General features: G+C 68.5%; 21 protein-coding genes. 15 read left to right on the top strand and 6 right to left on the bottom strand.

Going from position 1 to position 25,460, the window contains the following annotated elements; translation table 11 throughout:
- Nucleotides 1–61: 61 nt before the first annotated feature.
- Entirely contained in the window at nucleotides 62–1,060 is a 999-nt protein-coding gene (locus tag HH110_RS14460; RefSeq protein ID WP_176990314.1) for a patatin-like phospholipase family protein, read from the bottom strand.
- Between the two features lie 161 nt (nucleotides 1,061–1,221).
- On the opposite strand from HH110_RS14460, the gene HH110_RS14455 reads away from it, so the two are divergent.
- Nucleotides 1,222–3,489, top strand: coding sequence for a TonB-dependent receptor (locus tag HH110_RS14455; RefSeq protein ID WP_176990305.1), 2,268 nt, complete (start codon nucleotides 1,222–1,224; stop codon nucleotides 3,487–3,489).
- 254 nt (nucleotides 3,490–3,743) lie between these two features.
- On the opposite strand, the gene HH110_RS14450 is transcribed toward HH110_RS14455, so the two are convergent.
- Both HH110_RS14450 and HH110_RS14445 read right to left on the bottom strand, forming a co-directional pair.
- Complete coding sequence (locus HH110_RS14450) at nucleotides 3,744–4,592, bottom strand: phosphatase PAP2 family protein (RefSeq protein ID WP_176990304.1); 849 nt, start codon at nucleotides 4,590–4,592, stop codon at nucleotides 3,744–3,746.
- A gap of 109 nt (nucleotides 4,593–4,701) precedes the next feature.
- Entirely contained in the window at nucleotides 4,702–5,532 is an 831-nt protein-coding gene (locus tag HH110_RS14445; protein WP_176990303.1) for an ABC transporter ATP-binding protein, read from the bottom strand.
- A gap of 150 nt (nucleotides 5,533–5,682) precedes the next feature.
- Between HH110_RS14445 and HH110_RS14440 the strand changes: the two genes are divergently transcribed.
- From HH110_RS14440 to HH110_RS14415, 6 genes are all read left to right on the top strand, one after another.
- The gene (locus HH110_RS14440) at nucleotides 5,683–6,885 is read left to right on the top strand and encodes an acyl-CoA desaturase (RefSeq protein WP_176990302.1); all 1,203 of its coding nucleotides are present in this window, start codon (nucleotides 5,683–5,685) and stop codon (nucleotides 6,883–6,885) included.
- 3 nt (nucleotides 6,886–6,888) lie between these two features.
- Nucleotides 6,889–7,266 (top strand): EF-hand domain-containing protein, encoded by a 378-nt coding sequence (locus tag HH110_RS14435; protein WP_176990301.1) that lies wholly within the window; start codon nucleotides 6,889–6,891, stop codon nucleotides 7,264–7,266.
- A gap of 80 nt (nucleotides 7,267–7,346) precedes the next feature.
- A complete protein-coding gene (mutM, locus tag HH110_RS14430; RefSeq protein WP_176990300.1) occupies nucleotides 7,347–8,159 on the top strand; it encodes a bifunctional DNA-formamidopyrimidine glycosylase/DNA-(apurinic or apyrimidinic site) lyase in 813 nt (270 codons plus the stop codon).
- Nucleotides 8,160–8,224: 65 nt separating this feature from the next.
- On the top strand, nucleotides 8,225–8,788 hold the full coding sequence (locus HH110_RS14425; protein ID WP_176990299.1) for an ECF-type sigma factor: 564 nt from the start codon (nucleotides 8,225–8,227) through the stop codon (nucleotides 8,786–8,788).
- A gap of 30 nt (nucleotides 8,789–8,818) precedes the next feature.
- Nucleotides 8,819–11,650 (top strand): serine/threonine-protein kinase, encoded by a 2,832-nt coding sequence (locus tag HH110_RS14420; protein WP_176990298.1) that lies wholly within the window; start codon nucleotides 8,819–8,821, stop codon nucleotides 11,648–11,650.
- Nucleotides 11,651–11,742: 92 nt separating this feature from the next.
- Nucleotides 11,743–13,344 carry a glucan biosynthesis protein gene (locus HH110_RS14415; RefSeq protein ID WP_176990297.1) on the top strand — a complete coding sequence of 534 codons (1,602 nt, stop codon included), beginning with the start codon at nucleotides 11,743–11,745 and terminating at the stop codon, nucleotides 13,342–13,344.
- On the opposite strand, the gene HH110_RS14410 is transcribed toward HH110_RS14415, so the two are convergent.
- Entirely contained in the window at nucleotides 13,345–13,965 is a 621-nt protein-coding gene (locus HH110_RS14410; protein WP_176990296.1) for a thymidine kinase, read from the bottom strand.
- A gap of 131 nt (nucleotides 13,966–14,096) precedes the next feature.
- On the opposite strand from HH110_RS14410, the gene HH110_RS14405 reads away from it, so the two are divergent.
- The gene (locus HH110_RS14405; protein ID WP_176990295.1) at nucleotides 14,097–16,073 is read left to right on the top strand and encodes a UvrD-helicase domain-containing protein; all 1,977 of its coding nucleotides are present in this window, start codon (nucleotides 14,097–14,099) and stop codon (nucleotides 16,071–16,073) included.
- Between the two features lie 73 nt (nucleotides 16,074–16,146).
- Nucleotides 16,147–16,680, top strand: coding sequence for a GNAT family N-acetyltransferase (locus tag HH110_RS14400; RefSeq protein ID WP_176990294.1), 534 nt, complete (start codon nucleotides 16,147–16,149; stop codon nucleotides 16,678–16,680).
- A 50-nt stretch (nucleotides 16,681–16,730) separates the two neighbouring features.
- Here HH110_RS14400 and HH110_RS14395 read toward each other — a convergent pair whose 3' ends face one another.
- Nucleotides 16,731–17,408 carry a YceH family protein gene (locus tag HH110_RS14395; RefSeq protein ID WP_176990293.1) on the bottom strand — a complete coding sequence of 226 codons (678 nt, stop codon included), beginning with the start codon at nucleotides 17,406–17,408 and terminating at the stop codon, nucleotides 16,731–16,733.
- 111 nt (nucleotides 17,409–17,519) lie between these two features.
- Here HH110_RS14395 and HH110_RS14390 point away from each other — a divergent pair, with 111 nt between their 5' ends.
- The 4 genes from HH110_RS14390 to plsB all read left to right on the top strand — a co-directional run bounded on the left by HH110_RS14390 (nucleotide 17,520) and on the right by plsB (nucleotide 22,997).
- Nucleotides 17,520–18,443, top strand: coding sequence for a 5'-nucleotidase, lipoprotein e(P4) family (locus HH110_RS14390; protein WP_176990292.1), 924 nt, complete (start codon nucleotides 17,520–17,522; stop codon nucleotides 18,441–18,443).
- The gene (gene pyrF, locus HH110_RS14385; protein WP_176990291.1) at nucleotides 18,440–19,165 is read left to right on the top strand and encodes an orotidine-5'-phosphate decarboxylase; all 726 of its coding nucleotides are present in this window, start codon (nucleotides 18,440–18,442) and stop codon (nucleotides 19,163–19,165) included. The genes HH110_RS14390 and pyrF overlap by 4 nt, the downstream gene beginning before the upstream one ends.
- Nucleotides 19,166–19,314: 149 nt before the next feature.
- Entirely contained in the window at nucleotides 19,315–20,283 is a 969-nt protein-coding gene (locus HH110_RS14380; protein ID WP_176990290.1) for a hypothetical protein, read from the top strand.
- The gene (gene plsB / locus HH110_RS14375) at nucleotides 20,283–22,997 is read left to right on the top strand and encodes a glycerol-3-phosphate 1-O-acyltransferase PlsB (protein WP_176990289.1); all 2,715 of its coding nucleotides are present in this window, start codon (nucleotides 20,283–20,285) and stop codon (nucleotides 22,995–22,997) included. Before HH110_RS14380 ends, plsB begins: the two co-directional genes overlap by 1 nt.
- A gap of 257 nt (nucleotides 22,998–23,254) precedes the next feature.
- Here the strand turns inward: plsB and HH110_RS14370 are convergent, their stop codons facing one another.
- Nucleotides 23,255–23,458, bottom strand: coding sequence for a DUF465 domain-containing protein (locus tag HH110_RS14370; protein WP_176990288.1), 204 nt, complete (start codon nucleotides 23,456–23,458; stop codon nucleotides 23,255–23,257).
- Nucleotides 23,459–23,555: 97 nt separating this feature from the next.
- Here HH110_RS14370 and ttcA point away from each other — a divergent pair, with 97 nt between their 5' ends.
- Together ttcA and HH110_RS14360 are read left to right on the top strand one after the other, a co-directional pair.
- Entirely contained in the window at nucleotides 23,556–24,464 is a 909-nt protein-coding gene (ttcA, locus tag HH110_RS14365; RefSeq protein ID WP_241696581.1) for a tRNA 2-thiocytidine(32) synthetase TtcA, read from the top strand.
- Between the two features lie 50 nt (nucleotides 24,465–24,514).
- Nucleotides 24,515–25,420: a recombination-associated protein RdgC gene (locus HH110_RS14360; RefSeq protein WP_019184123.1), complete on the top strand. Its 906-nt coding sequence runs from the start codon at nucleotides 24,515–24,517 to the stop codon at nucleotides 25,418–25,420.
- Nucleotides 25,421–25,460: the final 40 nt, after the last annotated feature.

The raw sequence follows: 25,460 nt of genomic DNA, 5'->3' as shown, positions 1-25,460 counted from the left end.
CTTCGTGGAGACCAGAGCCAGGAGCAGCCGACCAACGGTCGGCTCTACCGGTGGCGGGGCTTCAACCCTCGCACTTCTCCTTGCGCCCCATCAGCCGGCCCACGCGCGAAGGCTCATCGCACTTCGGCTTGGGCGGCGGCGGGGCGAGCGCGGCGGCACGCGCCTTCTGCAGCTGCTGGACCTTGGCGCGAATCTGCGGCATCGCCGCCATCGCAGCTTTCTCGCCTTCCAGGATCGCGTTGTTGCGCTGGCCGAAATCGGCGGCGCCGATGTCGAGCACCTTGGGCCGGATGATCACGTCCGCGCGTGCCAGCTCCTGTTCGCCCAGGCGCTGGCCCATGATCGAGATCGACTGGTTGACGATCCCGAGCATGCCGGTCGGCGCCTTGCCGCTGGCCTTGCTGGAGATGTCCACGGCGATCACGATGTCCGCGCCGAGCTGGCGCGCCGCATCCACCGGCACCGGGCTGACCACGCCGCCGTCGATGTAGTTGTATTTGCCGATCTTCACCGGTTCGAACACGCCCGGGATGCTGCTGGACGCACGCACCGCCTGGCCGACGTTGCCGCGCACGAACACCGTGCGTTCGCCCGTTTCCAGCTGGGTGGCGACCGCGGCGAAGGGCTTGCTCAGCTTTTCGGCGGGGCGGTTGTCGACCTGCGCATTGACGTAGTCCTGCAGCTTCTGGCCCTGGACCAGGCCGCCGGAGAACAGGCGCACATCGCGGATGCTGGCTTCATCCAGGGCCACCGCCTTGGACTGCATCTGGAACGCGTCCATGCCGCTGGCATACAGCGCGCCGACCACGCTGCCGGCGCTGGTGCCGGAGACCACCACCGGCTCGAAGCCGTTGGCCTCCAGCATCTTGATCACGCCGATGTGGGCGAAGCCCTTGGCAGCGCCGCCGCCCAGCGCGATGCCGATCTTGACCGGCTTGGCCGGCGTCACCGGAACGGCCGCCGGCGGCGGGGTCGGGCGCACGGGATCACCGCCGCAACCGGCCAGCAGGCCGAGCAGGGCAACGGACAGCGTCAGGCGGGTACGGCGCAGTGAGGTCATCGGCGTGGCAACGTGAATGGGCATCGAGGGCCGCCAGCATACCGAAGCGGTGGCAGGCCGGCAGGGGTAATGAATAGCGGTTGTTTGCGGCGCTGTTGTTGTACTGCAACAATTGTCTGGTAGCGCCGGTCCACCACCCCTCCCAACACAGCCTAAACGCCATGTTCCCGAACCGCACTGCCCACGGCCGTTTCCCGTCCGTGCACCCGCTCGTTGTCGCGCTTGCCGCCCTGCTGCCATTGACGGCCGCAGCCCAGGATGCCCCCGCCACCAAGGATCCGGTTGCCCTCGATACGCTGCAGGTCACGGCACAACGCCGCGTCGAAAACGCCAAGGACGTGCCGGTCTCGATCTCGGCGATCCAGGGTGAAAAGCTCGACGTGCTCGGTTCGGCCGGCGATGACATCCGCTTCCTGTCGGCGCGTGTGCCCAGCCTGAACATCGAATCGTCCTACGGCCGTGCCTTCCCGCGTTTCTACATCCGCGGCCTGGGCAACACCGATTTCGACCTCAATGCCTCGCAGCCGGTGTCGCTGGTGTATGACGACGTGGTGCAGGAAAGCCCGCTGCTGAAGGGCTTCCCGCTGTTCGACCTGGCCGGTGTGGAAGTGCTGCGCGGCCCGCAGGGCACGCTGTTCGGCCGCAATACCCCCGCCGGCGTGGTGAAGTTCGATTCGGCGCGTCCCTCGCAGGATGCCGACGGCTACATCAAGGTCGCCTATGGCAGCTACAACACCTGGAACACGCAGGGCGCCTACGGCGGCCCGCTGACCGACCGCTGGTCGGCCCGCGTCTCCGCGCTGTACCAGCGCCGCGACGACTGGGTCACCAACACCCGCCAGGGCGCACCGGCGCAGGGCTTCGAAGGCTATGACGAAGCCGCCGCCCGCGTGCAGTTCCTGTACGAAGGCGATGATGTCGAAGCGCTGTTCAACCTGCACAAGCGCAAGCTCAACGGCACCGCGCGCCTGTTCCGCGCCAACATCCTCAAGCCGGGCACCAACCAGCTGGTCGAGAACTTCGACCGCGATGAAGTCTCCACCGATGGCCAGAACTTCTCCGACCTGGAAACCTGGGGCGGCAGCGCGCGCCTGAAGTGGGACCTGGGCCGCGTGACGCTGCACTCGATCACTGGCTACGAGACCGCCGAATCGCTGAACCATGGCGACATCGACGGCGGTTACGGTGCCAGCTTCCTCGGCGCCGGCAACTACGGCCCGGGCAACATCCCGTTCGCCTCCGAATCGGCCGATGGCCTGCCGCACCACCGCCAGTGGACCCAGGAATTCCGCGTGGAATCCAATGAGTGGGGCCGCTTCGACTGGCAGGCCGGCGTCTTCTACTTCGATGAAGACGTCACCATCGACAGCTTCAACTACGACTCGCTGACCCCGGGCAATCCGCAGACCGGTCACGCCGTGCAGCAGCAGCGCAACAAGGCGTGGGCCGCCTTCGCCTCCGGCGATTTCGACGTGACCGAGCGCTTCAAGCTGCGCGGTGGCGTGCGCTACACGCAGGACAAGAAGGACTTCAGCGCCAGCGTGCTGCAGGCCGTGCCGTTCGGCACCCCGGTCAGCGGCCCGTACATCGCCAAGACCGACGTCAACGACGTCAGCTGGGACCTGAGCGGCGTCTACCAGATCACCGACAACCTCAACGCGTACGCCCGCGTGGCCAAGGGCTTCCGCGCGCCGTCGATCCAGGGCCGCCTGGCCTTCGGCGGCGTCTCGCAGGCCGATTCGGAGAAGGTGATCTCGTACGAGGCCGGCATCAAGGCCGACCTGTTCGACCGCCGTGCACGCCTGGGCTTCAACGTGTTCCGCTACAACGTCGACGGCCAGCAGCTGATCGCCGTGGGTGGCACCAACAACACCGCGACCCTGCTCAACGCCGACAAGACCCTCGGCCAGGGCGCCGAGCTCGACTTCGAAGCCTACCTGACCGACCACGTCCTGCTGACCCTGGGCAGCAGCTACAACGACACCGAGATCAAGGACAAGGATCTGGCGGTGGCGATCTGTGGCGGCGGCTGCACCATCACCGACCCGACCACGGTCATCGATGGCGGCACCTACGCACTGGTCAACGGCAACCCGCTGCCGCAGGCACCGAAGTGGATCCACAACCTGACGTTGCGCGCCGGCTTCCCGATCAACGATGCCAGCGAGTTCTACGTCTACACCGACTGGGCCTACCGCAGCGAAGTGAATTTCTTCCTGTACGAGTCGCCGGAGTTCCGCAGCCGCTCCTCGCTGGAAGGTGGCCTGCGCCTGGGCTACAACTGGGATTACGGCCAGTACGACGTCGCCGTATACGGCCGCAACCTGACCGACCAGGTCCGCGTGGTCGGCGCGATCGACTTCAACAACCTGACCGGCTTCCTCAACGAGCCGCGCACGTTCGGCCTGGAGTTCACCGCAAAGTTCTGATGCACGTCATGCGGTAGGTGCCCACCGTTGGTGGGCACGCTGTTGAAACGAAAACGGCGCGGAGAAATCCGCGCCGTTTTCTTGTGTGCCGCCATCGTCGCGCCGACCGCCGACCGCCGACCGCTGTATCGCCAATCGGTACCGCCGTATCGGTAGTGCCGGCCGCTGGCCGGCTCTGCACCCTGTTGGGTAACGCGAGGAGCCGGCCAGCGGCCGGCTCTACCCACAATGCCATGCCATCGACAGGTGTCGCCTTACAACGCGCTCGCCGGCCGCACCTTCAACACCGCTTCTTCAGCCGCGCAATCCCGTGCCGAATGCAGCCCCGCCCTGCGTGCCGCGGCGATCTCCTTGCGCGCCGCCAGCAGGTCGCTGTTGAACGCGGCGTTGTCATGCAGGCGTGCCACGGCGGCCGCGCCCATGAAACGGCCTTCCAGGATGTCGCTCTGCCAATGCACATTGCAGACCAGACGGCTTTCGCCGTAGTTGCGGCCGCGTGCCTGGATCGCATCGGCGCGGTCCGGAACGATCTCAGCCAGGATCAGCGCCCACGCCCAGCCGATCGAGGTGTGGCCGGAGGGATACGAGCCGTTGCCGCGCAGGTCCTGCTCGTCTTCCGGCGAGCAGGTGGGCTCACCATTGACCATGAACGGCCGCGCGCGCTGGTAGTGCTTCTTCGCGGTGCGGGTGGCGGCGCTGGCATCGATCCGGCTGCGTTCCAGCAGGCGGTACAGGGCCGGCGTCTTCACCGCATCCACATCGACATCGATCGCGCACGAGAACTGGTTGGCACCGGCCGGGAAGGCGAGTTCGGCGTCGCGGTGTGCCTGCTCGAAGCGCGGGCTGCCGCGCAGGGCACGGGCTTCACGGCTGACCTGTTCGTCCAGCGCGAAGCCGGCCGATCCGGCGGCCGGCGGCGCCGGTACCAGCGCCAGGCTTGCCGGCACGGCAGCGCCCTGCAGGTAGCCGACGGCCTTGGTGGTGACCGAGGCTTCCACCGCCGTAGTGCGCGGCGCAGCCGTCGACGAGCAGCCGGCGAGGGCGGCGAGCAGGGCGGTCGCCAGCATCGGGCGAACGGCAGCGGAGCGCAGGGACGAGGACATCGGCAGGTCTCGAAGAAGAGGGGAGCGGCATGATCGCAGCTTCATCCTTCAACGACAGCGGCCGTTCGTCATCCGGCCAGATCCGGCATGGCGTGCCCTCGGGCAGCGCTCAGCCCGCGAACGCACTCAACCGGCCGGCCTGTTCCACCACCCGGATCGGGCCGCCGAACAGTTCGGACAACGGCGCATCGCGCAGCAGCTCGGCACGCGCGCCATCGGCGAGGATCTTGCCGCCGCGCAGCATCACCACCCGTTCGATCTCGGGAATGATCTCCTCGATGTGGTGGGTCACCAGCACCAGGGTGATGCCCTGGCGGGCGAGATCACGCATGGTGGCAATCAGCTGCTCGCGGGCGATCAGGTCCAGCCCGGTGGAGGGCTCATCCAGCAGCAGGGCCTGCGGCCGATTGACCAGCGCGCGGGCGATCAGCACGCGCCGGGTTTCCCCGGCAGACAGCTCGGCATAGCCACGCTGCAGAAGCGGCAGGGCACCGGTCATGGCCAGGGTTTCGCGCGCGCGGTCGCGCATCTCCGGGCTCACTTCACGGAAGGCCGGCACCACGAAGCTGGCGAAGAAGCCGGTCAGCACTGCTTCTTCCACGGTCAGCCCGGGCATGTCGGAGAGGTTGGTGCTCAGGTCGCCGGTGACGATGCCCAGCTGCGAGCGCAGCCGGTCCACCTGCCAGCGGTTCTGGCCGAGCACGCGCACCGCCACCGTGCCATCGCCATGCGCCAGCGGGTAGAGCTCGCGGGTGATCAGCTTGATGAAGGACGACTTGCCGCAGCCGTTGGGGCCGAGCAGGGCGGTGTGCTGGCCCTGTTCGATGCGCAGGCTGAGGTCGTGCAGGACCCGGACCTGGCCGCGGATGACACAGGCGCGGTCGAGCTCGATCAGGGGGACGGGGGAGGCCGGCACCACCGGCGAGGCTGCGACTGTCATGAATGCGGGGGCATGCTCACGAAGGTAAGGGAGGAACTGAATGACTGCGCAAAAATGGCATCAGAGGGATGAAGTTTGCAACGTCAGGCCCCATGATGTCCGAAGGTATCCCTGTTTCCTTGACGGCCGACCGCGGCCCGGAGTCCTGCGATGTTCGATACGCTCCTCAACTTCCTGACCGGCGGTGTCGTCGGCCTCGGCTGGTGGGGCATGGGCCTGGTGCTGCTGGTGTTCACCCAGCTGACCATCTTCGCCGTGACCCTGTATCTGCACCGCAGCCAGGCGCACCGCGGCGTGGATTTCCACCCGGTCATCGCGCACTTCTTCCGCTTCTGGACCTGGCTGACCACCTCCATGATCACCAAGGAGTGGGTGGCGATCCATCGCAAGCACCACGCCAAGGTGGAGACCGATGAAGACCCGCACAGCCCGGTGACCAAGGGCATCGGCATGGTGTTCTGGCGCGGCGTTGAGCTGTACCGCGAGGCCCGCGCGATGCGCGCGGACATCGAGCAGTACGGCCGTGGTGCCCCGGACGACTGGATCGAGCGCCACCTGTACACCCCGCACGCCAATCTCGGCCCGGTCGCGCTGCTGGTCATCAACAGCGTGCTGTTCGGCCTGCCCGGCGTGGCTCTCTGGGCGATCCAGATGGCGTGGATCCCGTTCTGGGCCGCCGGCGTCATCAATGGCCTGGGCCACTGGTGGGGTTACCGCAACTTCGAATCGGCCGACACCTCCACCAACCTGACGCCGTGGGCGTTCTGGGTGGGCGGTGAAGAACTGCACAACAACCACCACGCCTTCCCGAGCTCGGCGCGCTTCTCGATGCGCCGCTGGGAGTTCGATATCGGCTGGGCGGTGATCCGTGGCCTGCAGGCCCTGCGCCTGGCCAAGGTGCTGCGCGTGGCACCGAGCATGGACGTGCGCCCGAACATCGCCGTGCCGGATGCTGAAACCCTCAAGGCCCTGCTGTCGCACCGCTTCCAGGCGATGACCGACTACCAGCGCAACGTGTTCGTGCCGGCCCTGCGCGAAGAGGCCGCGATGGCCGGCGCCAAGCTGCGCAAGCTGCTGCCGCGCCGCATGCGCCGCGGCCTGGTCAACGACGGCCGCTGGCTCAAGCCGGATTGCCGCGCCCAGCTCAGCACCTGGGTCGAGCAGCGCCCGCGCATCCGCGTGCTGGTCGAACACCGCGCGCGCCTGGCCGCCCTGCTCGAAGCCCGCGGCAACGATGCCGCCGAGCGCCTCAAGCTGCTCCAGGCGTGGTGCCATGAAGCCGAAGCCAGTGGCATCGCCGCGCTGCAGAACTACGCCGCGCGCCTGAAGGGCTACGCACTGACGGCACACTGATCGATGCGCCTCCCGCCCGGGAACGTGTCCGCGAAACGCCGCCTTGTGCGGCGTTCTGCGTGTCTGGGCCTGGCCGTTGGCCTGTTCGGCGCGACGGCACAGGCGCAGGTCACCGACACCGGCAGCTACCTGCAGCGCATGGACACCGACGGCGATGGCCGGGTCAGTGTTGAGGAGTACGTGCAGTGGCTGCTGTACGCCTTCGATCGCATGGACCGCAACGGCGATGGCGTGCTCGGCGCCGATGAGCTGCCCGGTGGCAAGGGCCCGCCGATCACGCGCGAGCAGCAGCGGCAGACGCTGGTCCAGCGGTTCCACAAACAGGATGCCAATGGCGATGGCTATCTGAGTGCGCGTGAACTGGCGGCACCGCCGCGCTGAGCCTCGCGCTCGGACCGGAGCGGGGCAGCGCGCCGCGCCGCTCTACCGCGGTTCATCGGGCGACGCCTTAGAATTGCGCCATGCCCGAGCTCCCCGAAGTAGAAACCACCCGCCGCGGCCTTGCGCCGCATCTGGAAGGCCGTCGCGTCCACGGTGTGATCCTGCGTCGCCCGGACCTGCGCTGGCCGATCCCGCCGGAGGTCAGCGAGCAGCTTCCCGGCCAGGCCATCGAGGGCGTGCGCCGCCGCGCCAAATACCTGCTGCTGGATACCGCCGTGGGCAGCGCCGTGCTGCACCTGGGCATGTCCGGCAGCCTGCGGGTGCTGCCCGGCGATACCCCGGTGCGGGCGCACGACCATGTGGACATCAGCCTGGACAACGGCCGGCTGCTGCGCTTCAACGACCCGCGCCGGTTCGGCAGCCTGCTCTGGCAGCCGGCCGGGGAGACCCATCCGCTGCTGGCCGGCCTCGGCCCGGAGCCGCTGGATGAGGCGTTCGACGGCGACCATCTGTTCGCCCGCAGCCGCGGCCGCAGCGCCTCGGTGAAGACCTTCCTGATGGACCAGGCCATCGTGGTCGGCGTCGGCAACATCTATGCCGCCGAGAGCCTGTTCATGGCCGGGATCAACCCGCTGCGCGAGGCCGGGCGGATCTCGCGCGAGCGCTACCAGCGCCTGGCCGACGCGGTGAAGCAGATCCTGACCCACGCCATCACCCGCGGGGGCACCACCCTGCGCGATTTCATCAATCCGGACGGGGCGCCGGGGTATTTCGAGCAGGAACTGCTGGTCTACGGGCGTGAAGGCGAGCCCTGCCGGCAGTGCGGCCGGCTGCTCCGCCACGCCACCATCGGCCAGCGTGCCAGCGTCTGGTGCGGGCACTGCCAGCGCTGAATCGTCGCGCGCCTGTCGCTCCCCCGGCGGTATAGTCCGCCCAACATCACCGGCGGGGGTGTGCGATGGACGAGGGACCGGATATCACCGTGTGGCTGGATTCGGCCCGGGCGGGCGACCGCGCCGCGCTCGACCGGGTCCTGACCCTGCTCTATCACGAGCTGCACAGCATGGCGCGCCGGCAGCTGGCCGGGCAGCAGGGACGCACCCTGGATGCCACCTCGCTGGTGCACGAGTCCTACCTGAAGCTGCTCGGCTCCCGGGGCGCGGCGCGCTTCGAGGATCGTGCGCACTTCTTCGCCTATGCGGCCTCGGCGATGCGCAGCGTGGTCGTTGATTACGCACGCAACCGGCTGGCCCGCAAGCGCGGTGGCGATCTCAAACGGGTGGAACTGCCCGAGAACAGCAGCAGCGGCGTGCGCCTGGATGAAGACCTGCTCGCGCTGGATGTCGCGCTGGCACAGCTGCATGCGGTGGATGCGCACCTGGCCAAGGTAGTGGAACTGCGTTACTTCGCCGGCCTCTCCGAACAGGAGATCGCCGATCTGTGCCAGCGCTCGGAGCGCAGCATCCGCCGCGACTGGCAGAAGGCGCGCATGTTCCTGCTGGCCTCGGTCGGGGAGTCCTGAACAGCCACGCATCGTCCGGGGAGAGGAGCGATGGAGGCGTCACGCTGGCGGCAGCTGTCCTGCCTGCTGGATCAATTGCTGGAACTGCCCGAACCGGCGCGTGAGCAGCGGCTGCTGCGCCTGCGCGCGGAGGACCCCGGGCTGGCCGACGACGTGGAGCGCCTGCTCGCCCACGAGCGCGACAGCCACGAGTTCCTGGCGCAGCCACTGTGGACCGCCGCGCCCGAAGACAGCCGGGTCGGCACCCGGGTCGGCCCTTACCGGTTGCTGCGTCCGCTTGGTGAGGGTGGCATGGGCGAGGTCTGGCTGGCCGAGCGCGCCGACGGTCTGTACGAGCGCCAGGTCGCCCTGAAGCTGCTGCGCAGCGGCTACGCCGACCCCGGCCTGCGCCAGCGCTTCAGCCGTGAACGCGAAATCCTGGCCCGGCTGCAGCATCCCAACCTGGCCCAGCTGTTCGATGCGGGCGTGGACCTGCAGGGGCAACCATACCTGGCGCTGGCCTATGTCGAAGGCGAGCCGATCACCGACTACTGCCAGCGGCTGGCGCTGCCGCTGGAGCGCCGCCTGCAGCTGATGCTGCAGGTGTGCGCGGTGGTCAGCCACGCGCACGCCAACCTGATCGTGCACCGCGACCTGAAGCCCTCCAACATCCTGGTCACCGCCGATGGCGAGGTGAAGCTGCTGGACTTCGGCATCGCCAAGCTGTTGGACGACGACGACGGCAAGCCGCCCGCGCATCCGCCCACCGAAGCGCGCGCCTTTACCCTGCACTACGCCGCGCCGGAACAGGTACGTGGCGAGCCGGTCTCCACGCTCACCGATGTCTACTCGCTGGGCGTGGTGCTGTTCGAGGTGATCACCGGCCAGAAACCCTACCGGTTGCGCCGGCACAGCGATGCCGAGTGGGAACGCTCGATCCTGGAGGTGCAGGCACCGCGTGCCTCGTCGGTGATGGCGCGCCTGGCCGCCGCCGGTGGCGAACACGCGGTGGCGGCCAGGCGCCTGTCACGGCGCCTGCGCGGCGACCTCGACACCATCCTGCTCAAAGCCCTGCAGAAGGAGCCGGCACAGCGCTACCCCTCGGTCGAAGCACTGGCCCAGGATCTGCGCCGTTTCCTCGAAGGCCGGCCGATCCATGCGCGTCCACAGCACGTGGGCTACCGGCTGCGCAAATACCTGGGCCGGCACCGGTGGGGCGTGGCGCTGGGCAGCGTCGCGGTGCTGGCCCTGCTTGCCCTGGCACTGACCGCGCTGTGGCAGATGCAGCAGGCGCGCCGCGAGATCGCGCGGGCCCAGGCCATGCAGGATTTCACCGTGGGGTTGTTCGACCGCGCCGCCGGTGTGCGCCACGGCAGCTTCGATCTTCGCCAGCTGCTGGCGACCGGACAGCAACGCGGCGAGGCCGAACTGCGGGATCAGCCGCTGTCGCTGGCGGAGCTGGAAGGGGTGATCGGCCGGCTCCGGATCGGCATGGGCGACTACCAGCTGGCGCTGCAGACACTGGACCGCCAGCGTGCGCTGCTGGAGGAGGTCGGCGAGGTGCCGCCGACGCTGCAGTTGGAGGCCGTGACCCAGCGCGGCCGTGCGCTGCGCATGCTCGGCCGCTCGCGTGACTGCGTGACGCACCTCACCCCGATGCAGTCGCTGGCCACGGAGTACCGCCTGCGGCTGCCGGCGGCCGTGGCCGCGTACCACACCCAGCTCGGCCGCTGCCAGCAGCTCCTGGGCTACCGCGACAACGCGCGCGCCGCCTTCGGCCAGGCGCTGGTCCTGCGCCGCGACATCCTCCGCGACACGCCCGGCACCGCCGAGAGCCTGGCCGACCTTGCCGTGCTGGACAGCGACGATGGCCGCGCCCCGGCGGCGCTGGCCGGTTACCGGCAGGCGCTGCAGCTGCTGCAGGCCGATGCCACGATGCGGTACCCGCAGCTGATCGCGCTGCGTCGGCACATGGGCGAGAGTCTGGCCGCGCAGGGGGACGTGGACGCCGCCGAGCAGGCACTGCGGCTGGCAGGTGCCGATGCGGTGACGCTGTATGGACCGGATCACCCCGAGACCCTCTCGATCCGCCGCCTGCGCGCCCTGCTGGCGATGCAGCGGGGCGACCTCGAGCAGGCACAGGCCGATCTGCAGCAGATCCATCGCCTCACCCGGCAGGCGCTGGGTGAGCAGCACCGCGATACCGGGCTGACCTGGCACGCGTTGGGTCGGCTGGCCATGGAGCGCGGCGACAGCGCCACCGCCCTCGATGACTTCGCCCGGGCCGTGGCGATCTGGCGGCAGCCCGATTGCGTGGGACTGCTGCCACAGGGCCTGTACGACCAGGGCGAGGCCTTGGCCCTGGCCGGGCGTTGGCAGGCCGCCCTGGCCGCCCTGCATGAGGGGCGGCAGTGGCAGGCCGCGCAGCGCGGCGATGACGATGCCTCGGTGCAGCAGGCCGACCGCCGCATGGCCGAGCTGGTCAGTGCGCACGGCGACCCGCGCCAGGCCGGGGAGCAGCTGGCCGCGCTCATGCCCCGGGTGGACCGGGCCGGGTCCGCCGGGCCGACCCTGCAGCGTGCGCTGCAGCTGGCCTGGGGGCGGAACCTGGGCCGCATGGGCCAGACCGTGGAAGCCCGCCGCGCGCTGGCCCCCCTGCTGGTGGGCGACACGGCCGACCCGGAGCGCCGCGCGCTGCGCTGGCGCGCCCGGACGGCGATGGCCGAACTCGACTGCCGCAGCGCACCGGTACGTGCCCGCGAGGCGCTGGGGCAGCTCCACCAGACACTGCAGGCGCAGTTCCCGCAGGGGGGACAGCTGGTGGCGGAGGTGGAGCGGGCACGCCAGGCCTGCACATCGGCGCAGGTAGCCGCCGGTCCCTGAGCGCGCTGGCTGAACGCTGCGCCGTATTCACTTCGGCGAATTAACGTCTGCGTGCCTATGATGGCCGGCCCTTCCCTGCCATCGCTGCCTGCATGCAACGACGCGACTTCCTCCGCAATGCCTCCGTGGCCCTGGCCGCCTTCGGCCTGCCCGCACTGCCGGCCTGCGCCGCGCAGGGCAACCAAGTCGGCCTGCGCCGGCTCGGCCAGCCGCAGCCGTTCGACTTCGCCTCGCTGAAGGGGCAGGCCCGCGCGCTGTCCCAGGCGGCCTACCAGAGTCACAAGCGCACGCTGCCCGGCCCGGTCGAAGCGCTGGACTGGGATCAGTACCAGTCGATCCAGTACCGCCAGGACCATGCGTTGTGGGCCGACCAGCCCGGCCGCTACCAGGCCAAGTTCTTCCACCTCGGCCTGTACTTCCACTCGCCGGTGCGGATGTTCGACGTGACCGACGGCAAGGCGCAGGAGCTGGCCTATGACGGCGCGGCGTTCGATTACGGCAAGAGCGGCCTGAAGGGCAGCCACCTGCCGGCCGACCTCGGCTTCGCCGGTTTCCGCCTCAACACGCGCAAGGACACCAACCGCGACTTCGCCGCGTTCCTCGGCGCCAGCTATTTCCGCGCGGTCGGCAAGGAAGGCCAGTACGGCCAATCCGCGCGCGGCCTGGCGATCGACACCGGGATGGGCAAGCCCGAGGAATTCCCGGACTTCATCGCCTACTACCTGGAGCAGCCGGCGGCGGACTCCGACACCCTGGTGGTCTACGCGCTGCTGGATTCGCCGAGCACCACCGGCGCCTACCGCTTCGCGATCACCAACGGTGACGTGCTGCTGATGGACATCGACTGCGCGCTGTACCCGCGCAAGGCGATCGAGCGGCTCGGCATCGCGCCGTGCACCAGCATGTACCAAGTGGGCGAGAACGACCGCCGCATGGCCTGGGACTGGCGCCCGGAGATCCACGATACCGACGGCCTGTCGATGTGGACCGGGGCCGGGGAATGGATCTGGCGCCCGCTGTGCAACCCGTACAACCTGCGTTTCAACATGTTCGTGGACAACAATCCGCGCGGCTTCGGCCTGCTCCAGCGCGACCGCAACTTCGATCACTACCAGGACGACGGCGTCTTCTACGAGAAGCGGCCGTGCCTGTGGGTGGAACCGAAGGGGCAGTGGGGCAAGGGCTCGGTGCAGCTGGTCGAGATCCCGACCGTGGATGAGACCTTCGACAACATCGTGGCGTTCTGGAATCCCGAGGCCAAGCCGCAGCCGGGCCAGGAGCTGCTGCTGGGCTACCGCCTGTACTGGGGCGCCGAGCCGCCGGCCCGCACGCCGCTGGCGCACTGCGTGGCCAGCCGTACCGGCCTGGGCGGGGTGATCGGCAAGAAGCGCGCGTATTTCTCGTGGCGCTTCGCGGTCGATTTCGAAGGCGGCGAGCTGGCAGCGTTGATCGACAAGGGCGAGGTCGAAGCCGTTGTCCAGGTCAGCCGTGGCCGCACCGAGATCGTCTCGGCGCGTCCGCTGCGCGAGATCAAGGGCTACCGCGCCATGTTCGATGTCGTGCCGCCGGAGGATTCCACCGAGCAGATCGACATCCGGCTGTACCTGCGCAGCGGCGGCAAGACCCTCACCGAAACCTGGCTGTACCAGTACAGCCCGCCGCCGAAGGGCGCGCCGGAACGCACGTTGTATTGATCAAAGCGGCAATGGGACCTGTGCCGGATCGATTCTTCCCTCGCCGCGCGTGATCTTCTTGAACTCCGCGCGGCTTACCGACACGTAGCGCTCGTTGCCGCCGATCTCCACCTGGGGGCCGTCCTGCACCGCGTGGCCGTGCTCGTCCACGCGGACCGTCATCGTGGCCTTCTTGCCGCTGTGGCAGATGGTCTTGATCTCCTGCATCTCGTCGGCCCAGGCCAGCAGGTACTGGCTGCCTTCGAACAGCTCGCCGCGGAAATCGGTGCGCAGGCCGTAGCAGAGCACCGGGATGCGCATCTGGTCGACCACCTCGCTGAGCTGCCAGACCTGGCTGCGGGTCAGGAACTGCGCTTCATCGACCAGTACGCAGCCCAAGGGGCCGTGCGTGCCGATGTCGTCGGCGATCAGCTGCTGCAGGTCGGTGTCCTGCTGGAACGCGATGCCGTCGGCCTTCAGGCCGATCCGCGAGGCGACCACGCCGCGCCCCGCGCGATCATCCAGCCGGGGGGTGAGGATGGCCACGCGCATGCCCCGCTCGCGGTAGTTGTGCGCCGACTGCAGCAGGGTCGTGGTCTTGCCGGCGTTCATCGCCGAATAATAGAAATAGAGCTTGGCCATCGGCCAATTCTAGACGCCCGGCCGCCTCCCGTGGCTGCCGGGCCCATGGGAGCGGACGCTTTCGTCCGCTGCCGGCGATCACCACGCTCCGGCCGGGCGGCCCGCTACAATGCCCCTCCCCTGGAGATGGCATGCACGGTCTCAATCCTCCCCAACACGCGGCAGTGATGCACTGCGAAGGTCCTCTGCTGGTGCTCGCGGGCGCGGGCAGCGGCAAGACGCGCGTGATCGTGGAGAAGATCGGCCAGCTGATCGCCAGCAAGCGCTACCCGGCGCGGCGGATCGCGGCGATCACCTTCACCAACAAGTCGGCCAAGGAAATGCGCGAGCGCGTGGCCAAGCGCCTGCGCGGTGACGATGCCGATGAAGTGACGATCTGTACCTTCCACGCGCTGGGCCTGAAGTTCCTGCAGATCGAGCACGCCGCGGTGGGGCTCAAGCGCGGGTTCTCGATCTTCGATGCCGACGATTCGACCGCGCAGGTCAAGGACCTGATGTACGGGGCCAAGCCGGACGACATCGAGGACGTGAAGAACCTGATCTCGCGCGCCAAGAATGCCGGCCTCTCGCCCGAGCAGGCGATGGCGGCCGCGCGCAGCACGCGCGAAAAGGAAGCGGCCAGCGTCTACGAGCGCTACCAGCTGCGCCTGACCGCGTTCAACGCGGTCGATTTCGATGACCTGATCCGGCTGCCGGTGCAGGTGCTGGAAGAGAATCCCGAGATCGCCATCGCCTGGCGCGAACGCATCGGGTATCTGCTGGTCGACGAATGCCAGGACACCAACGATGCGCAGTACCGGCTGCTCAAGCAGCTGGCCGGCAGCAAGGGCAACTTCACCTGCGTGGGCGATGACGATCAGTCGATCTACGCCTGGCGGGGTGCGAATCCGGAAAACCTGCAGCAGATGGCGCGCGATTATCCCGCGCTGGAAATCATCAAGCTGGAGCAGAACTACCGCTGCTCCAACCGCGTGCTGCGCGCGGCCAATGCGTTGATCGCCAACAACCCGCACGAACACCTGAAGAAGCTGTGGAGCGACCAGGCCGACGGCGAGCGCATCCGCGTGTGGGAGTGCCGCAACAGCGAGCACGAGGCCGAAAAAGTAGCGGCGGAAATCTCCTTCCTGGCCACCTCCAAGAAGATTCCGTGGAGTGATTTCTGCATCCTGTTCCGCGGCAATTTCCAGTCGCGGCCGCTGGAAAAGGCGCTGCAGCTGGTGCGCGCGCCGTACCACATCACCGGCGGTACCGCGTTCCTGGAACGGCAGGAAGTCAAGGACACGCTGTCCTGGCTGCGCCTGCTGGTGAACCCGGACGACGATACGGCCTTCATGCGCGCGGTGCAGTCGCCCAAGCGCGAAGTGGGCGCCGGGACGCTGGCCAAGCTGGCCGAGCTGGCGTCGGAAAAAGACCTGCCGATGGCGCATGCCGCCGAAGCGATCGGCGCGCTGTCGCAGCTGCCACCGCGTGCGGCCAACGGCCTGAGCCGCTTCACCGACATCCTGCGCGACCTGCGCGCGGAGATGCCCAAGCTCAGCTCCGGCGACCTGGTGCGCAAGCTGGTGAAGGATTCCGGGCTGGTCTCGGACCTGCGCAGCGCGTGCAAGGAAGAGTCCGTCTACCAGCGTCGCCTCGGCAACCTGGAAGAACTGGCGCAGTGGTTCGAAGGCGGCCCGCGGGGTGCCTCCACGGCGGATCTGGCCGCGCAGCTGGCGTTGCTGTCGCGCAACGACAAGGACGACGGCGGCAACCAGGTGCGCATGATGACCATGCACGCCTCCAAGGGCCTGGAATTCCCGTACGTGTTCATCATCGGCTGCGAGGACGGCGTGCTGCCGCACCAGGTCAGCCTGGACGAAGGCAACCTGCAGGAAGAACGGCGCCTGCTGTACGTGGGCATCACCCGGGCCAAGGTGCAGCTGTGGATGAGCTACAGCAAGCTCACCCGCAAGTTCGGCGAGCACGTGCGGCTCAAGCCCAGCCGGTTCTTCGATGAGATTCCGGCCGAGGAAATGCAGCGCGATGGTGCCGATCCGGTCGCCGATGCGGCGCGCAAGAAAGAACGCGCGAGCGCCGGGTTGGCGGCGATCCAGGCCCTGTTCGACTGAGCATCGCCAGGTAGAGCCACCCCATGGGTGGCTCTACGGCACAATCAGGCTATCTTCCTCAGCCGGTACCCGCATGTCCGCCGTGATCCAGACCGACCGCCTGCACCTGCGCCTGATCGACCCCGACCATGACGCGGCCGACATGCTGGCCCTGCTCAACGAGCCCGGCTTCATCCGCAACATCGCCGACCGCGGCGTGCGTACCCTGACGCAGGCGCGTGACTACACCGCCGAGCGCGTGCTGGGCAGCTACACCCTCAACGGGTTCGGCATGTACGCGATCATCCGCCGCGAAGACGGCGCCTGGCTGGGCAACGCCGGCCTGGTCCGTCGCGACGGACTGCCGGCACCGGATATCGGCTATGCGCTGCTGTCGCAGTACGAGGGCCACGGCTACGCAATCGAAGCCGCGCGCGGGGTGATGCACTACGCGCGCGACGTGCTGGGCTACACCGACCTGTACGGCATCGTTTCGCCGGACAACGTGCGGTCGGCCGCGCTGCTGCGCAAGCTCGGCATGGAGGATCGCGGCGACCTGCTGCTGCCGCCGCCGCATGGCGGCGATGTGGTGCTGTTGTTCGCCACGCCGGGGGCGCCCGCCGTCTGACCCGGTAGAACAACGCCATCCGACCCGGTAGAGCCACGCCATGCGTGGCTTTAGTTCAGCCCCCCGAGCTGCGCGCGCAACTCCGCCAGCTGCTCCTGCAGCTCGGCCACGGTGGCTTCCAGCTGCTGCACGCGCGACTCCAGCGCCGGATGGGCGGCAGCGCCACCGCCAGCGCCGGACGGCGCCGACCTGTACTGCTCCGCCAGGGCCTGCACGTCCACCGGGCCGGCCAGCAGGTGCATGTAGCGGTCTTCGCGCTGGCCGCTGGCGCGCGGCAGCTGGACCGCCATATCGCGCTGGATCATGCGCTCCAGGTGATGGCGCAGTTCGTCCACGTCCTGGAAACGCACCAGGCGCTCGCTGCGGGTCAGCAGCTCATTGAGGGTCTGCGGGCCGCGCAGCAGCAACAAGCCCAGGATGGCCAGCTGCTGGCGGGTCAGGTCCAGCGCGGCACCGGCGCGATGCTCGTAGCGCTCGGCGCGCGAGGAATACTGCTGGCGCGCCAGGCCCAGCGTCTCCAACTGGCGCAGCGCGTGGTGCACATCGCCGGCCGACAGGGCCATCACCGGCTCGCGGGCGGTCTTCTGGTTGGCGGCCACCTGCGCAGCGTTGACGGTCAGCGGGTAGGCGTCCGGGGTGGTCGCCTCCTTCTCGATCAGGCAGCCCAACGCGCGGGCCTGGGCCGCGCTGAGCACGGGCAGGGCAGGGGTCTGGGTGTCGTCGGTCATGGGGCGCTCCGCGGTGTTTCAGGGGCGTGCAGCATAGCCGAGCCCCGCCGGCCACATGAATGCCGCGGGACAAGCCGGTAAACTGGCGCGAATCTGTTGCCGGTGAATGCCATGCGTCGTAGTGCTGTTTCCCTGTCCGTGCTTGCCTGTGCCGTGCTGGCACTGAGTGCCTGCAAGCGCACTGAAACCCCGGCCGATGCCGCCCCGCCGGCAGCCGCTGCCGCGGCGAGCGCCCCGGCTGCCACCGGCGATGCCGCCGTGGCCGCCAATGACAACCTCAATGCCGTGCTGTGGATGCAGCGCGCGCAGGAATACCGCGCGATCACCGAGCAGACCTACCGCGCCGCCGCCGATCACCTGGACAAGGCCCTCAAGGAACCCAACTGGGATGCGCTGGTGCCGGAAGAACGCGGCAACGCCGCCAAGGGCCTGAAGCCGGCCGTGGTGCTGGACGTGGATGAAACCGTGCTGGACAACTCGCCCTACCAGGCGCGCCTGGTGCGCGATGGCAAGGAATACGACGAGCTGAGCTGGGACCAGTGGGTCGCCGAGAAGAAGGCCAAGGCGATTCCGGGCGTGGTCGATTTCGCCAAGGCGGCCAACGCCAAGGGCGTCACCCTGCTGTACATCTCCAACCGCGCCGTGCACCTCAAGGACGCCACCCTGGCCAACCTGCGTGAGCAGGGCCTGCCGGTGGCCGACGACAGCGTGTTTCTCGGCCTGGGCACGGTGGTCGACGGCTGCGAGCAGGCCGGCAGCGAGAAGAACTGCCGCCGCCGCCTAGCCGGCCAGCAGTACCGCGTGCTGATGCAGTTCGGTGACCAGCTGGGCGACTTCGTGGAAGTCACCGCCAACACCAACGATGGCCGTGACACGCTGCTGCAGCAGTACCACGACTGGTTCGGCGAACGCTGGTGGATGCTGCCCAACCCGACCTACGGCGGTTTCGAGCCGGCCCAGTTCAACAACGACTACAGCCAGTCGCGCCAGGCCCGCCACGACGCCAAGCGTGCCGCGCTGGATTACGCACCGTGAGCCGCGCGCCGCTGCCGCTGCGTGACGAGGAGCGCCTGATCTTCGCGCTCGACGTGCCCGGCCGCGACGACGCGCTGGCCTGGGTCGATCGCCTCGGCGATGCCGTGTCGTTCTACAAGATCGGCATGGAACTGCTGGCCTCCGGCGAGTACTTCGAGGTGCTCGACGCACTCGCCGCGCGCGACAAGCGGGTGTTCGTCGATCTGAAGTTCTTCGACATCCCGGCCACCGCCGCGGCGGTGATCAAGCGCCTGTCGCAGTGGCCGGTGAGCTACGCCACCATCCATGGCTGGCACCCGGCGATGATGGAGGCCTGCGCGGCTGCCAACGGCAGCGACATGCGCCTGCTGGCGGTGACCGTGCTGACCTCGATGGGCCGCAGCGACCTGGCCCGGATGGGCATCGACCGCGAGCCGGTCGAGGTGGTGGTCGAACGCGCCTTGGCTGCCCAGGCGGCCGGCATCGATGGCGTGATCGCCTCCGGCCAGGAGGCCGGGCCGATCCGCGCCGCCACGGGTGCCGGCTTCTCGATCGTGTGCCCGGGCATCCGCCCCGGCGGTCCGGTCGGCGATGACCAGAAGCGCACCGTCGGCGTGGCCCAGGCGTTTGCCGACGGCGCCGATGCGATCGTGGTCGGGCGCCCGATCCGGCTGGCCAGCGACCCGCAGGCCGCCGCGCGCGCCATCCAGGCCGAGATCGCCCACGCCCTGGCCGCGCGCTGAGGCGACGACGGGGCGGAGCCGCCGCGTCACAACCGTTTTTCTGTACATTCAACGGCTTGCGCATATGGCGCGAGGTCGGCGGGATTGCCGGCTTGCCGCCGTCACTGAACAGGCCGCAAGATGCGGACCGGTCCGGGGAGTCCGAATTCATGTCCATGTCGTTGAAGCCGTGGCAGTACCGAGGGCAGGCGTTGGCGCTGGCCCTGTGCGGGGTGGTGCTGCTCAGTGCCTGCAAGGACAAGCGGATCGATCCGGACGCACCGGCGTCCGAGCCGGTCGCCGCCCTGCAGCAGCTGGCGCAGCGGGTCGCCGACAATGATCTGGTCGGCTACGCCAAGGCGGCGGTGCCACCGGCCCAGTACGCGCGCCTGCAGGGCGCCTGGAACCAGGGCCACAGCCGCTGGCCGTTGACCGAGCTGCCGCTGGATGGGCAGCTGCTGCCGATGCTGGCCGCGCTGTCGCGGCCGGATGCGCCACAGCGGCTGCAGCGCTCGTTCGATACCCAGATCGCCGGCCAGGCCTCCCAGGTCCGCCAGGCGGCCCACTCGATGGGGTTGTTCGGCGAGCAGTACCTGCGCAACCAGAGCGAGTACAGCGACAGCGAGCGCGCCCACTACACCCAGGTGGTGAACGCGCTCAGCCGCTGGGCCGCCGCGGCGCCACTGACGGACAAGCAGCGGGCGAAGACCACCATCACCCTGCTCACCGCCACCGCGCGTACCGCCGGGCTGTCCACCGATGCCGAGCTGCAGGCGGCAGGCATGGAAGAGAGCCTGCGTCGGCTGGGCCCCTTCGTCAAAGCCTTCAAGACTGCACTGGCCAGCTACGGGCTGTCGCTGGACGGCGCGTTGACCGAGCTGCGCGGCGAACTGACCTCCGAACTGGGCGACGACGCGGTGGTGCGCATCCAGTACACGCTGGCCGGTGAGCAGATCGAAGCGCAGGTGCGGATGACCCGCCGCGATGGCCACTGGTATGTGACCCGTACGCTGGAAGACACCGATGCGCTGCTGCAGGCCGCCGACGCCGCGCAAGCTGAACATGACGCCCGGCAGGCAGCGGAAGCAGAGGCCGCCGCGACGGTCAAGGACGGTGCTTCTGCACCGGCTAAGCCATAATGAAGCCGATGCCGAACCAGAATCCCCTGCCTTTCCCCGGCGAAGAGCCGCCCAAGACGCCGGACGCCACGTCCTCGTCGCCCGATACCGTGCCGCCCGACGGTGCCGCCGCCCCGGTCCCGCCGGTCGCTGGCGCGCCGGTGGATGCCGTTGCGGTCGATGCGGAGCCGTCCACCGTCGTGCCGTCCGCGATCGTGCCCGGCACGCGTCCGCCCAGTGGCCGCCCGCCGTGGTGGGCGCGCCTGCTCGGCCGCCTGGTCGAGCCGTGGCTGTCGCTGAAGATCGAACCCGAACACCCCGGCCAGTACAACGACGGCCGCCCGGTGGTCTACGTGCTGGAGGACTACGGTCTGTCCAACGCGCTGATCCTGGACAAGGCCTGCCGCGAAGCCGGCCTGCCCTCGCCGCTGGTGCCGATCGCCGGTGACCCGACCGGGCGCAAGCGCGCCTACCTGGCCCTGTCGCGCCGGAGCAGCAGCAACTCGCTGATTCCCGAGCAGCGCGGCGCCAAGACCCACTCGGACTCGCTGGCCAAGGTCCTGCAGGCGCACCGCGCCCGCGGCGAGCTCGACGTGCACCTGGTGCCGGTGTCGATCTTCGTCGGCCGCGCGCCGGACAAGCAGAGCGGCTGGTTCGCGGTGCTGTTCTCGGAAAACTGGGCCCTGGTGGGTCGTTTCCGTCGCCTGCTGGCGGTGCTGCTCAACGGCCGCAGCACGATCGTGCGCTTCGCCCCGCCGATCTCGCTGCGCAGCACGGTCGATGAGGGGCTGGACCCCGAGCGCACCGTGCGCAAGCTGCAGCGCGTGCTGCGCACCCATTTCCGCCGCATCCGTGAGTCGGTGATCGGTCCTGACCTGTCGACCCGCCGCCTGCTGGTGGACAAGGTGCTCGACGCGGACACCGTGCGCGAAGCGATCGCCTCCCAGGCCAAGCGCGACAACTCCAAGCCGGCCGATGCGTGGAAGAAAGCCCACGCCTACGCGTGGGAAATCGCCGCGGATTACTCCAGTCCGGTGGTGCGCTCGGCCAGCTTCATGCTCAGCCATGTCTGGAACCGCATCTACGCTGGCGTGCTGGTCCATCACCTGGACAAGTTCAAGGCGGCCGCGCCCGGGCACGAAGTGGTTTACGTGCCCAGCCACCGCAGCCACATGGATTACCTGCTGCTGTCCTACCTGCTGTACGACCGCGGCATCGTGCCGCCGCACATCGTGGCCGGCATCAATCTCAACCTGCCGGTGGTCGGCACGCTGCTGCGCAAGGGCGGTGCGTTCTTCATCCGCCGCTCGATCCGCGGCAACGCGCTGTACTCGGCGGTGCTCAGCGAATACGTGGCGCAGCTGGTCGCCGGCGGCTACTCGATCGAGTATTTCGTCGAAGGCGGCCGCTCGCGCACCGGGCGCCTGCTGCAGCCCAAGGGCGGCATGATCTCGATGACGCTGCGCGCGTTCCTGCGCCAGCCGCGCAAGCCGGTCCTGTTCCAGCCGGTCTACATCGGCTATGAAAAGCTGATGGAAGGCGGCAGCTACCTGGACGAACTGTCCGGTCGGCCGAAGGAAAAGGAATCGATCTGGTCGCTGCTGTGGTCGATCCCGAAAGTGCTCAAGCAGAACTACGGCCAGGTGGTCGTGAACTTCGGCGAGCCGATCGCGCTCAACGACGTGCTCGCCCAGCGTGCGCCGGACTGGAATGGTCAGCCGGTGGGCGAAGACGAGAAGCCTTCGTGGTTGTCCGGCACAGTGGATCACCTGTCCGAACGCATCCAGGTGCACATCAACGGCGCGGCCGACGTCAATCCGATCAACCTGCTCGCGCTGGCGCTGCTGTCCACGCCCAAGCATGCGATGGGCGAGGCGGACCTGATCGCGCAGATCGAGCTGTGCAAGACCCTGCTGGTCGAGATGCCTTACTCGGACCGGGTGACGGTGACCCCGCACTCGCCGGAGCGGATCATCGCCCACGCCGAGGAGATCAACGTCCTCACCCGCATCAAGCACCCGCTGGGCGATGTGCTCAGCGTCAGCGGCGACACCGCGGTGCTGCTGAGCTACTTCCGCAACAACGTCATCCACCTGTTCACGGCCTCGTCGTGGGTGGCCTGCTGCTTCCAGAACAACCGCCGCATGAGCCGCACCGGGCTGGTCCAGCTGGGCCGTACCGTGTACCCGTTCCTGCAGGCCGAGCTGTTCCTGCCGTGGACGGAAGACGAGTTCGCCCAGCGCATCGAGCAGACCATCAACGTGTTCGTGCGCGAAGGGCTGCTGCAGAACATCAACGATGACGATGGCGGCATCCTGGCGCGCAACACCGGGCAGACCGACGAAGTCTTCCGCCTGCGTGCGATCGGCCATTCGCTACAGCAGGCGTTCGAGCGCTATTACATCGCGATCTCGGTGCTGGTGAAGAACGGCCCAGGTACGCTGGGTGCGGCCGAGCTGGAAAGCCTGTGCCAGCAGGCCGCGCAGCGCCTGAGCCTGCTCTACGCGCCGGCCGCGCCGGAGTTCTTCGACCGCACGCTGTTCCGCGGCTTCATCCAGAAGCTGCGCGAGCTGCGCCTGGTGTGGCCGGATGAGAACAGCAAGCTGCTGTTCGACGCGCGCCTGGACGCCTGGGCCAAGGATGCGAAATTCATCCTCGGCCGCGAACTGCGCCACACCATCGAGCGCGTCAGCCCGGAAGCAGCGAAGCCAGAGGAACCGGTAGCCCAGGATTGACGACGGCACGTCGTCGATCCGACGTGTCCGGATCTTATTGCGTTCGCCAGCAATCCGTAGGTACCGACCGTTGGTCGGTACCCGCGCGCCAGCGCGGCACAAGCGTCCGGATTCCGGATAACGCGTCGTGCAGCCACCTGCCGGCGCTGACCATTGTCCGGAGCGGCCTTTCAGGGCTTCATGACGGCGGGACGGAAGGCACCCAGGTCATCGTGTGACAACCAACGGTCGTTACCACCGCGATGCGGGCATCCCGGCTACGCCGGCTCGTCCGGAATCAGCATGTCTTCCAGCTTGGCGATGCAGTCCTTCAACTGCAGCTTGCGCCGTTTCAGGCGCTTGGCTTCGAGCTCGTCGTCGCCGTTGGCGGCCATGCGCAGGATCTGGTCATCGAGCGCACGGTGCTCCTGCCGGAGCGTGGCAAGTCGGGCACTGATATCGCTGGGGGTCATGGTTTCCACAGGCTCCGAGCATACACATCCCGGATGACCGCCGGGAGTGAACGCAGTCACCTCACGGGCTCCGTGGCGGCCGGTGCGAGCCGGTAGAATGAACCCCATGAGCGCTGTCATCCGCCTGCCCGATCCCGTCCCGCGCGCCCGCGATCCGCGCGCGCCCGGCGGCGTGCAGGACCGGTTGGCGCGGCAGCTGCGCCGCCAGGTGGGCCAGGCGATCGCCGACTTCGGCATGATCGAGGCCGGCGACAAAGTCATGGTGTGCCTGTCCGGTGGCAAGGACAGCTACACCCTGCTCGACATCCTCCTGCAGCTGCAGAAAAAAGCGCCGGTGCCGTTCGAGCTGGTGGCGGTGAACCTGGACCAGAAGCAGCCCGGCTTTCCCGAGCACGTGCTGCCGACCTACCTGGCCTCGATCGGCGTGCCGTTCCAGATCATCGAGCAGGACACCTATTCGGTGGTCAGCCGGGTGATCCCGGAAGGCCGCACGATGTGTTCGCTGTGCTCGCGCCTGCGCCGGGGCGCGCTGTACCGGCATGCGGCCGAACACGGCTTCACCAAGATCGCGCTGGGCCACCACCGCGACGACAGCGTGGCCACGTTCTTCCTCAATCTGTTCCACCACGCCAAGCTCTCGGCGATGCCGCCCAAGCTGCGCAGCGACGACGGCCAGCACATCGTGATCCGCCCGCTGGCCTACGTGAGCGAAGCGGACATCAGCGCTTACGCCCAGGCACGCGCGTTCCCGATCATTCCCTGCACGCTGTGCGGCAGCCAGGACACCCTGCAGCGCCGCCAGGTCGAGCAGATGCTGCAGCAGTGGGAGCGCGACCAGCCCGGCCGCATCGACCAGATCGCACGCGCGCTGGGCAACATCCATCCCTCGCAGCTGGCCGATCCGGCGCTGTTCGATTTCATGGCACTGGGGCGCGCCGCGGCGGCCCCGCTGCCCGACCCGCCGGCCTGGGCCGGCACTGCCCACGACCCCGGCGACGCCCCCGGCCCGGCCTGAGCCACGCCGGCGCGCCCGCCCTCCCTTTCACGCTCTTACTCTGGACGTCCATGTTCTTTCGCAACCTGACGCTGTTCCGCTTCCCGACCGCCACCGATTTCTCCGACGTAGACACCCTGCTGCCGCAGGTGCTGCTCAAGCCGGTCGGTCCGCTTGAAATGAATTCGCGCGGCTTCATCTCGCCGTTCGGCCGTGAAGAAAAGGCCGTGTTCTCGCACCGCGTCGGCGATGCGCTGTGGCTCACCGTCGGCGGTGAGGACAAGATCCTGCCGGGCGCGGTGGTCAACGACCTGCTCGCGCGCAAGCTCGAGGAAATCGAAGAGAAGGAAGGCCGCAAGCCCGGCGGCCGCGAGCGCAAGCGCATGAAGGACGACCTGCTGCACGAACTGATGCCGCGTGCCTTCGTGAAGAGCTCGCGTACCGACGCGCTGATCGACCTGACCCACGGCTACGTCGCGGTGGACTGCTCGAGCAGCAAGAAGGGCGAGAACATGATGTCCGACATCCGTGGCCTGCTCGGCAGCTTCCCGGCGATGCCGTTGAACGCCGAAGTCGCGCCGCGCTCGATCCTCACCGGCTGGATCGCCGGCGAACCCCTGCCGACCGGGCTGAGCCTGGGCGAAGAGTGCGAGATGAAGGACCCGGCCGAGGGCGGTGCGGTGGTCAAGTGCCAGCACCAGGAGCTGCGCTGCGACGAGATCGACAAGCACCTGGATGCCGGCAAGCAGGTGACCAAGCTGGCGCTGGTGTTCGAGGACAACCTGTCCTTCGTGCTCGGCGACGACCTGATCGTGCGCAAGCTGAAGTTCCTGGATGGCGCGCTGGACCAGCTCGAGCATGCCGACGATGACGGCCGCCGCGCCGAACTGGACGCCCGTTTCGCCCTGCAGAGCGGCGAAGTGCGTCGCCTGTTCCTGCTGCTGGAAGAGGCCTTCAAGCTCAGCAAGGCGGACTGACCGGATCCGATCAGTCCCCAGTCATGCGCCGGTCACGGCC

This window comes from Stenotrophomonas sp. SAM-B, assembly GCF_013387485.1.
Taxonomy (GTDB): Bacteria; Pseudomonadota; Gammaproteobacteria; order Xanthomonadales; family Xanthomonadaceae; genus Stenotrophomonas; species Stenotrophomonas maltophilia_AA.
The sequence above is the reverse complement of the archived record's forward strand: the minus strand, read 5'-3'. Positions and strand labels throughout refer to the sequence as shown.

What these genes read in the sequence shown, in the direction of transcription:
- HH110_RS14460 (WP_176990314.1), bottom strand. Translation starts at nt 1,060, where the DNA reads ATGACCTCACTGCGCCGTACCCGCCTGACGCTGTCCGTTGCCCTGCTC.
- HH110_RS14455 (WP_176990305.1), top strand. Translation starts at nt 1,222, where the DNA reads ATGTTCCCGAACCGCACTGCCCACGGCCGTTTCCCGTCCGTGCACCCG.
- HH110_RS14450 (WP_176990304.1), bottom strand. Translation starts at nt 4,592, where the DNA reads ATGTCCTCGTCCCTGCGCTCCGCTGCCGTTCGCCCGATGCTGGCGACC.
- HH110_RS14445 (WP_176990303.1), bottom strand. Translation starts at nt 5,532, where the DNA reads ATGACAGTCGCAGCCTCGCCGGTGGTGCCGGCCTCCCCCGTCCCCCTG.
- HH110_RS14440 (WP_176990302.1), top strand. Translation starts at nt 5,683, where the DNA reads ATGTTCGATACGCTCCTCAACTTCCTGACCGGCGGTGTCGTCGGCCTC.
- HH110_RS14435 (WP_176990301.1), top strand. Translation starts at nt 6,889, where the DNA reads ATGCGCCTCCCGCCCGGGAACGTGTCCGCGAAACGCCGCCTTGTGCGG.
- mutM (WP_176990300.1), top strand. Translation starts at nt 7,347, where the DNA reads ATGCCCGAGCTCCCCGAAGTAGAAACCACCCGCCGCGGCCTTGCGCCG.
- HH110_RS14425 (WP_176990299.1), top strand. Translation starts at nt 8,225, where the DNA reads ATGGACGAGGGACCGGATATCACCGTGTGGCTGGATTCGGCCCGGGCG.
- HH110_RS14420 (WP_176990298.1), top strand. Translation starts at nt 8,819, where the DNA reads ATGGAGGCGTCACGCTGGCGGCAGCTGTCCTGCCTGCTGGATCAATTG.
- HH110_RS14415 (WP_176990297.1), top strand. Translation starts at nt 11,743, where the DNA reads ATGCAACGACGCGACTTCCTCCGCAATGCCTCCGTGGCCCTGGCCGCC.
- HH110_RS14410 (WP_176990296.1), bottom strand. Translation starts at nt 13,965, where the DNA reads ATGGCCAAGCTCTATTTCTATTATTCGGCGATGAACGCCGGCAAGACC.
- HH110_RS14405 (WP_176990295.1), top strand. Translation starts at nt 14,097, where the DNA reads ATGCACGGTCTCAATCCTCCCCAACACGCGGCAGTGATGCACTGCGAA.
- HH110_RS14400 (WP_176990294.1), top strand. Translation starts at nt 16,147, where the DNA reads ATGTCCGCCGTGATCCAGACCGACCGCCTGCACCTGCGCCTGATCGAC.
- HH110_RS14395 (WP_176990293.1), bottom strand. Translation starts at nt 17,408, where the DNA reads ATGACCGACGACACCCAGACCCCTGCCCTGCCCGTGCTCAGCGCGGCC.
- HH110_RS14390 (WP_176990292.1), top strand. Translation starts at nt 17,520, where the DNA reads ATGCGTCGTAGTGCTGTTTCCCTGTCCGTGCTTGCCTGTGCCGTGCTG.
- HH110_RS14380 (WP_176990290.1), top strand. Translation starts at nt 19,315, where the DNA reads ATGTCCATGTCGTTGAAGCCGTGGCAGTACCGAGGGCAGGCGTTGGCG.
- plsB (WP_176990289.1), top strand. Translation starts at nt 20,283, where the DNA reads ATGAAGCCGATGCCGAACCAGAATCCCCTGCCTTTCCCCGGCGAAGAG.
- ttcA (WP_241696581.1), top strand. Translation starts at nt 23,556, where the DNA reads ATGAGCGCTGTCATCCGCCTGCCCGATCCCGTCCCGCGCGCCCGCGAT.
- HH110_RS14360 (WP_019184123.1), top strand. Translation starts at nt 24,515, where the DNA reads ATGTTCTTTCGCAACCTGACGCTGTTCCGCTTCCCGACCGCCACCGAT.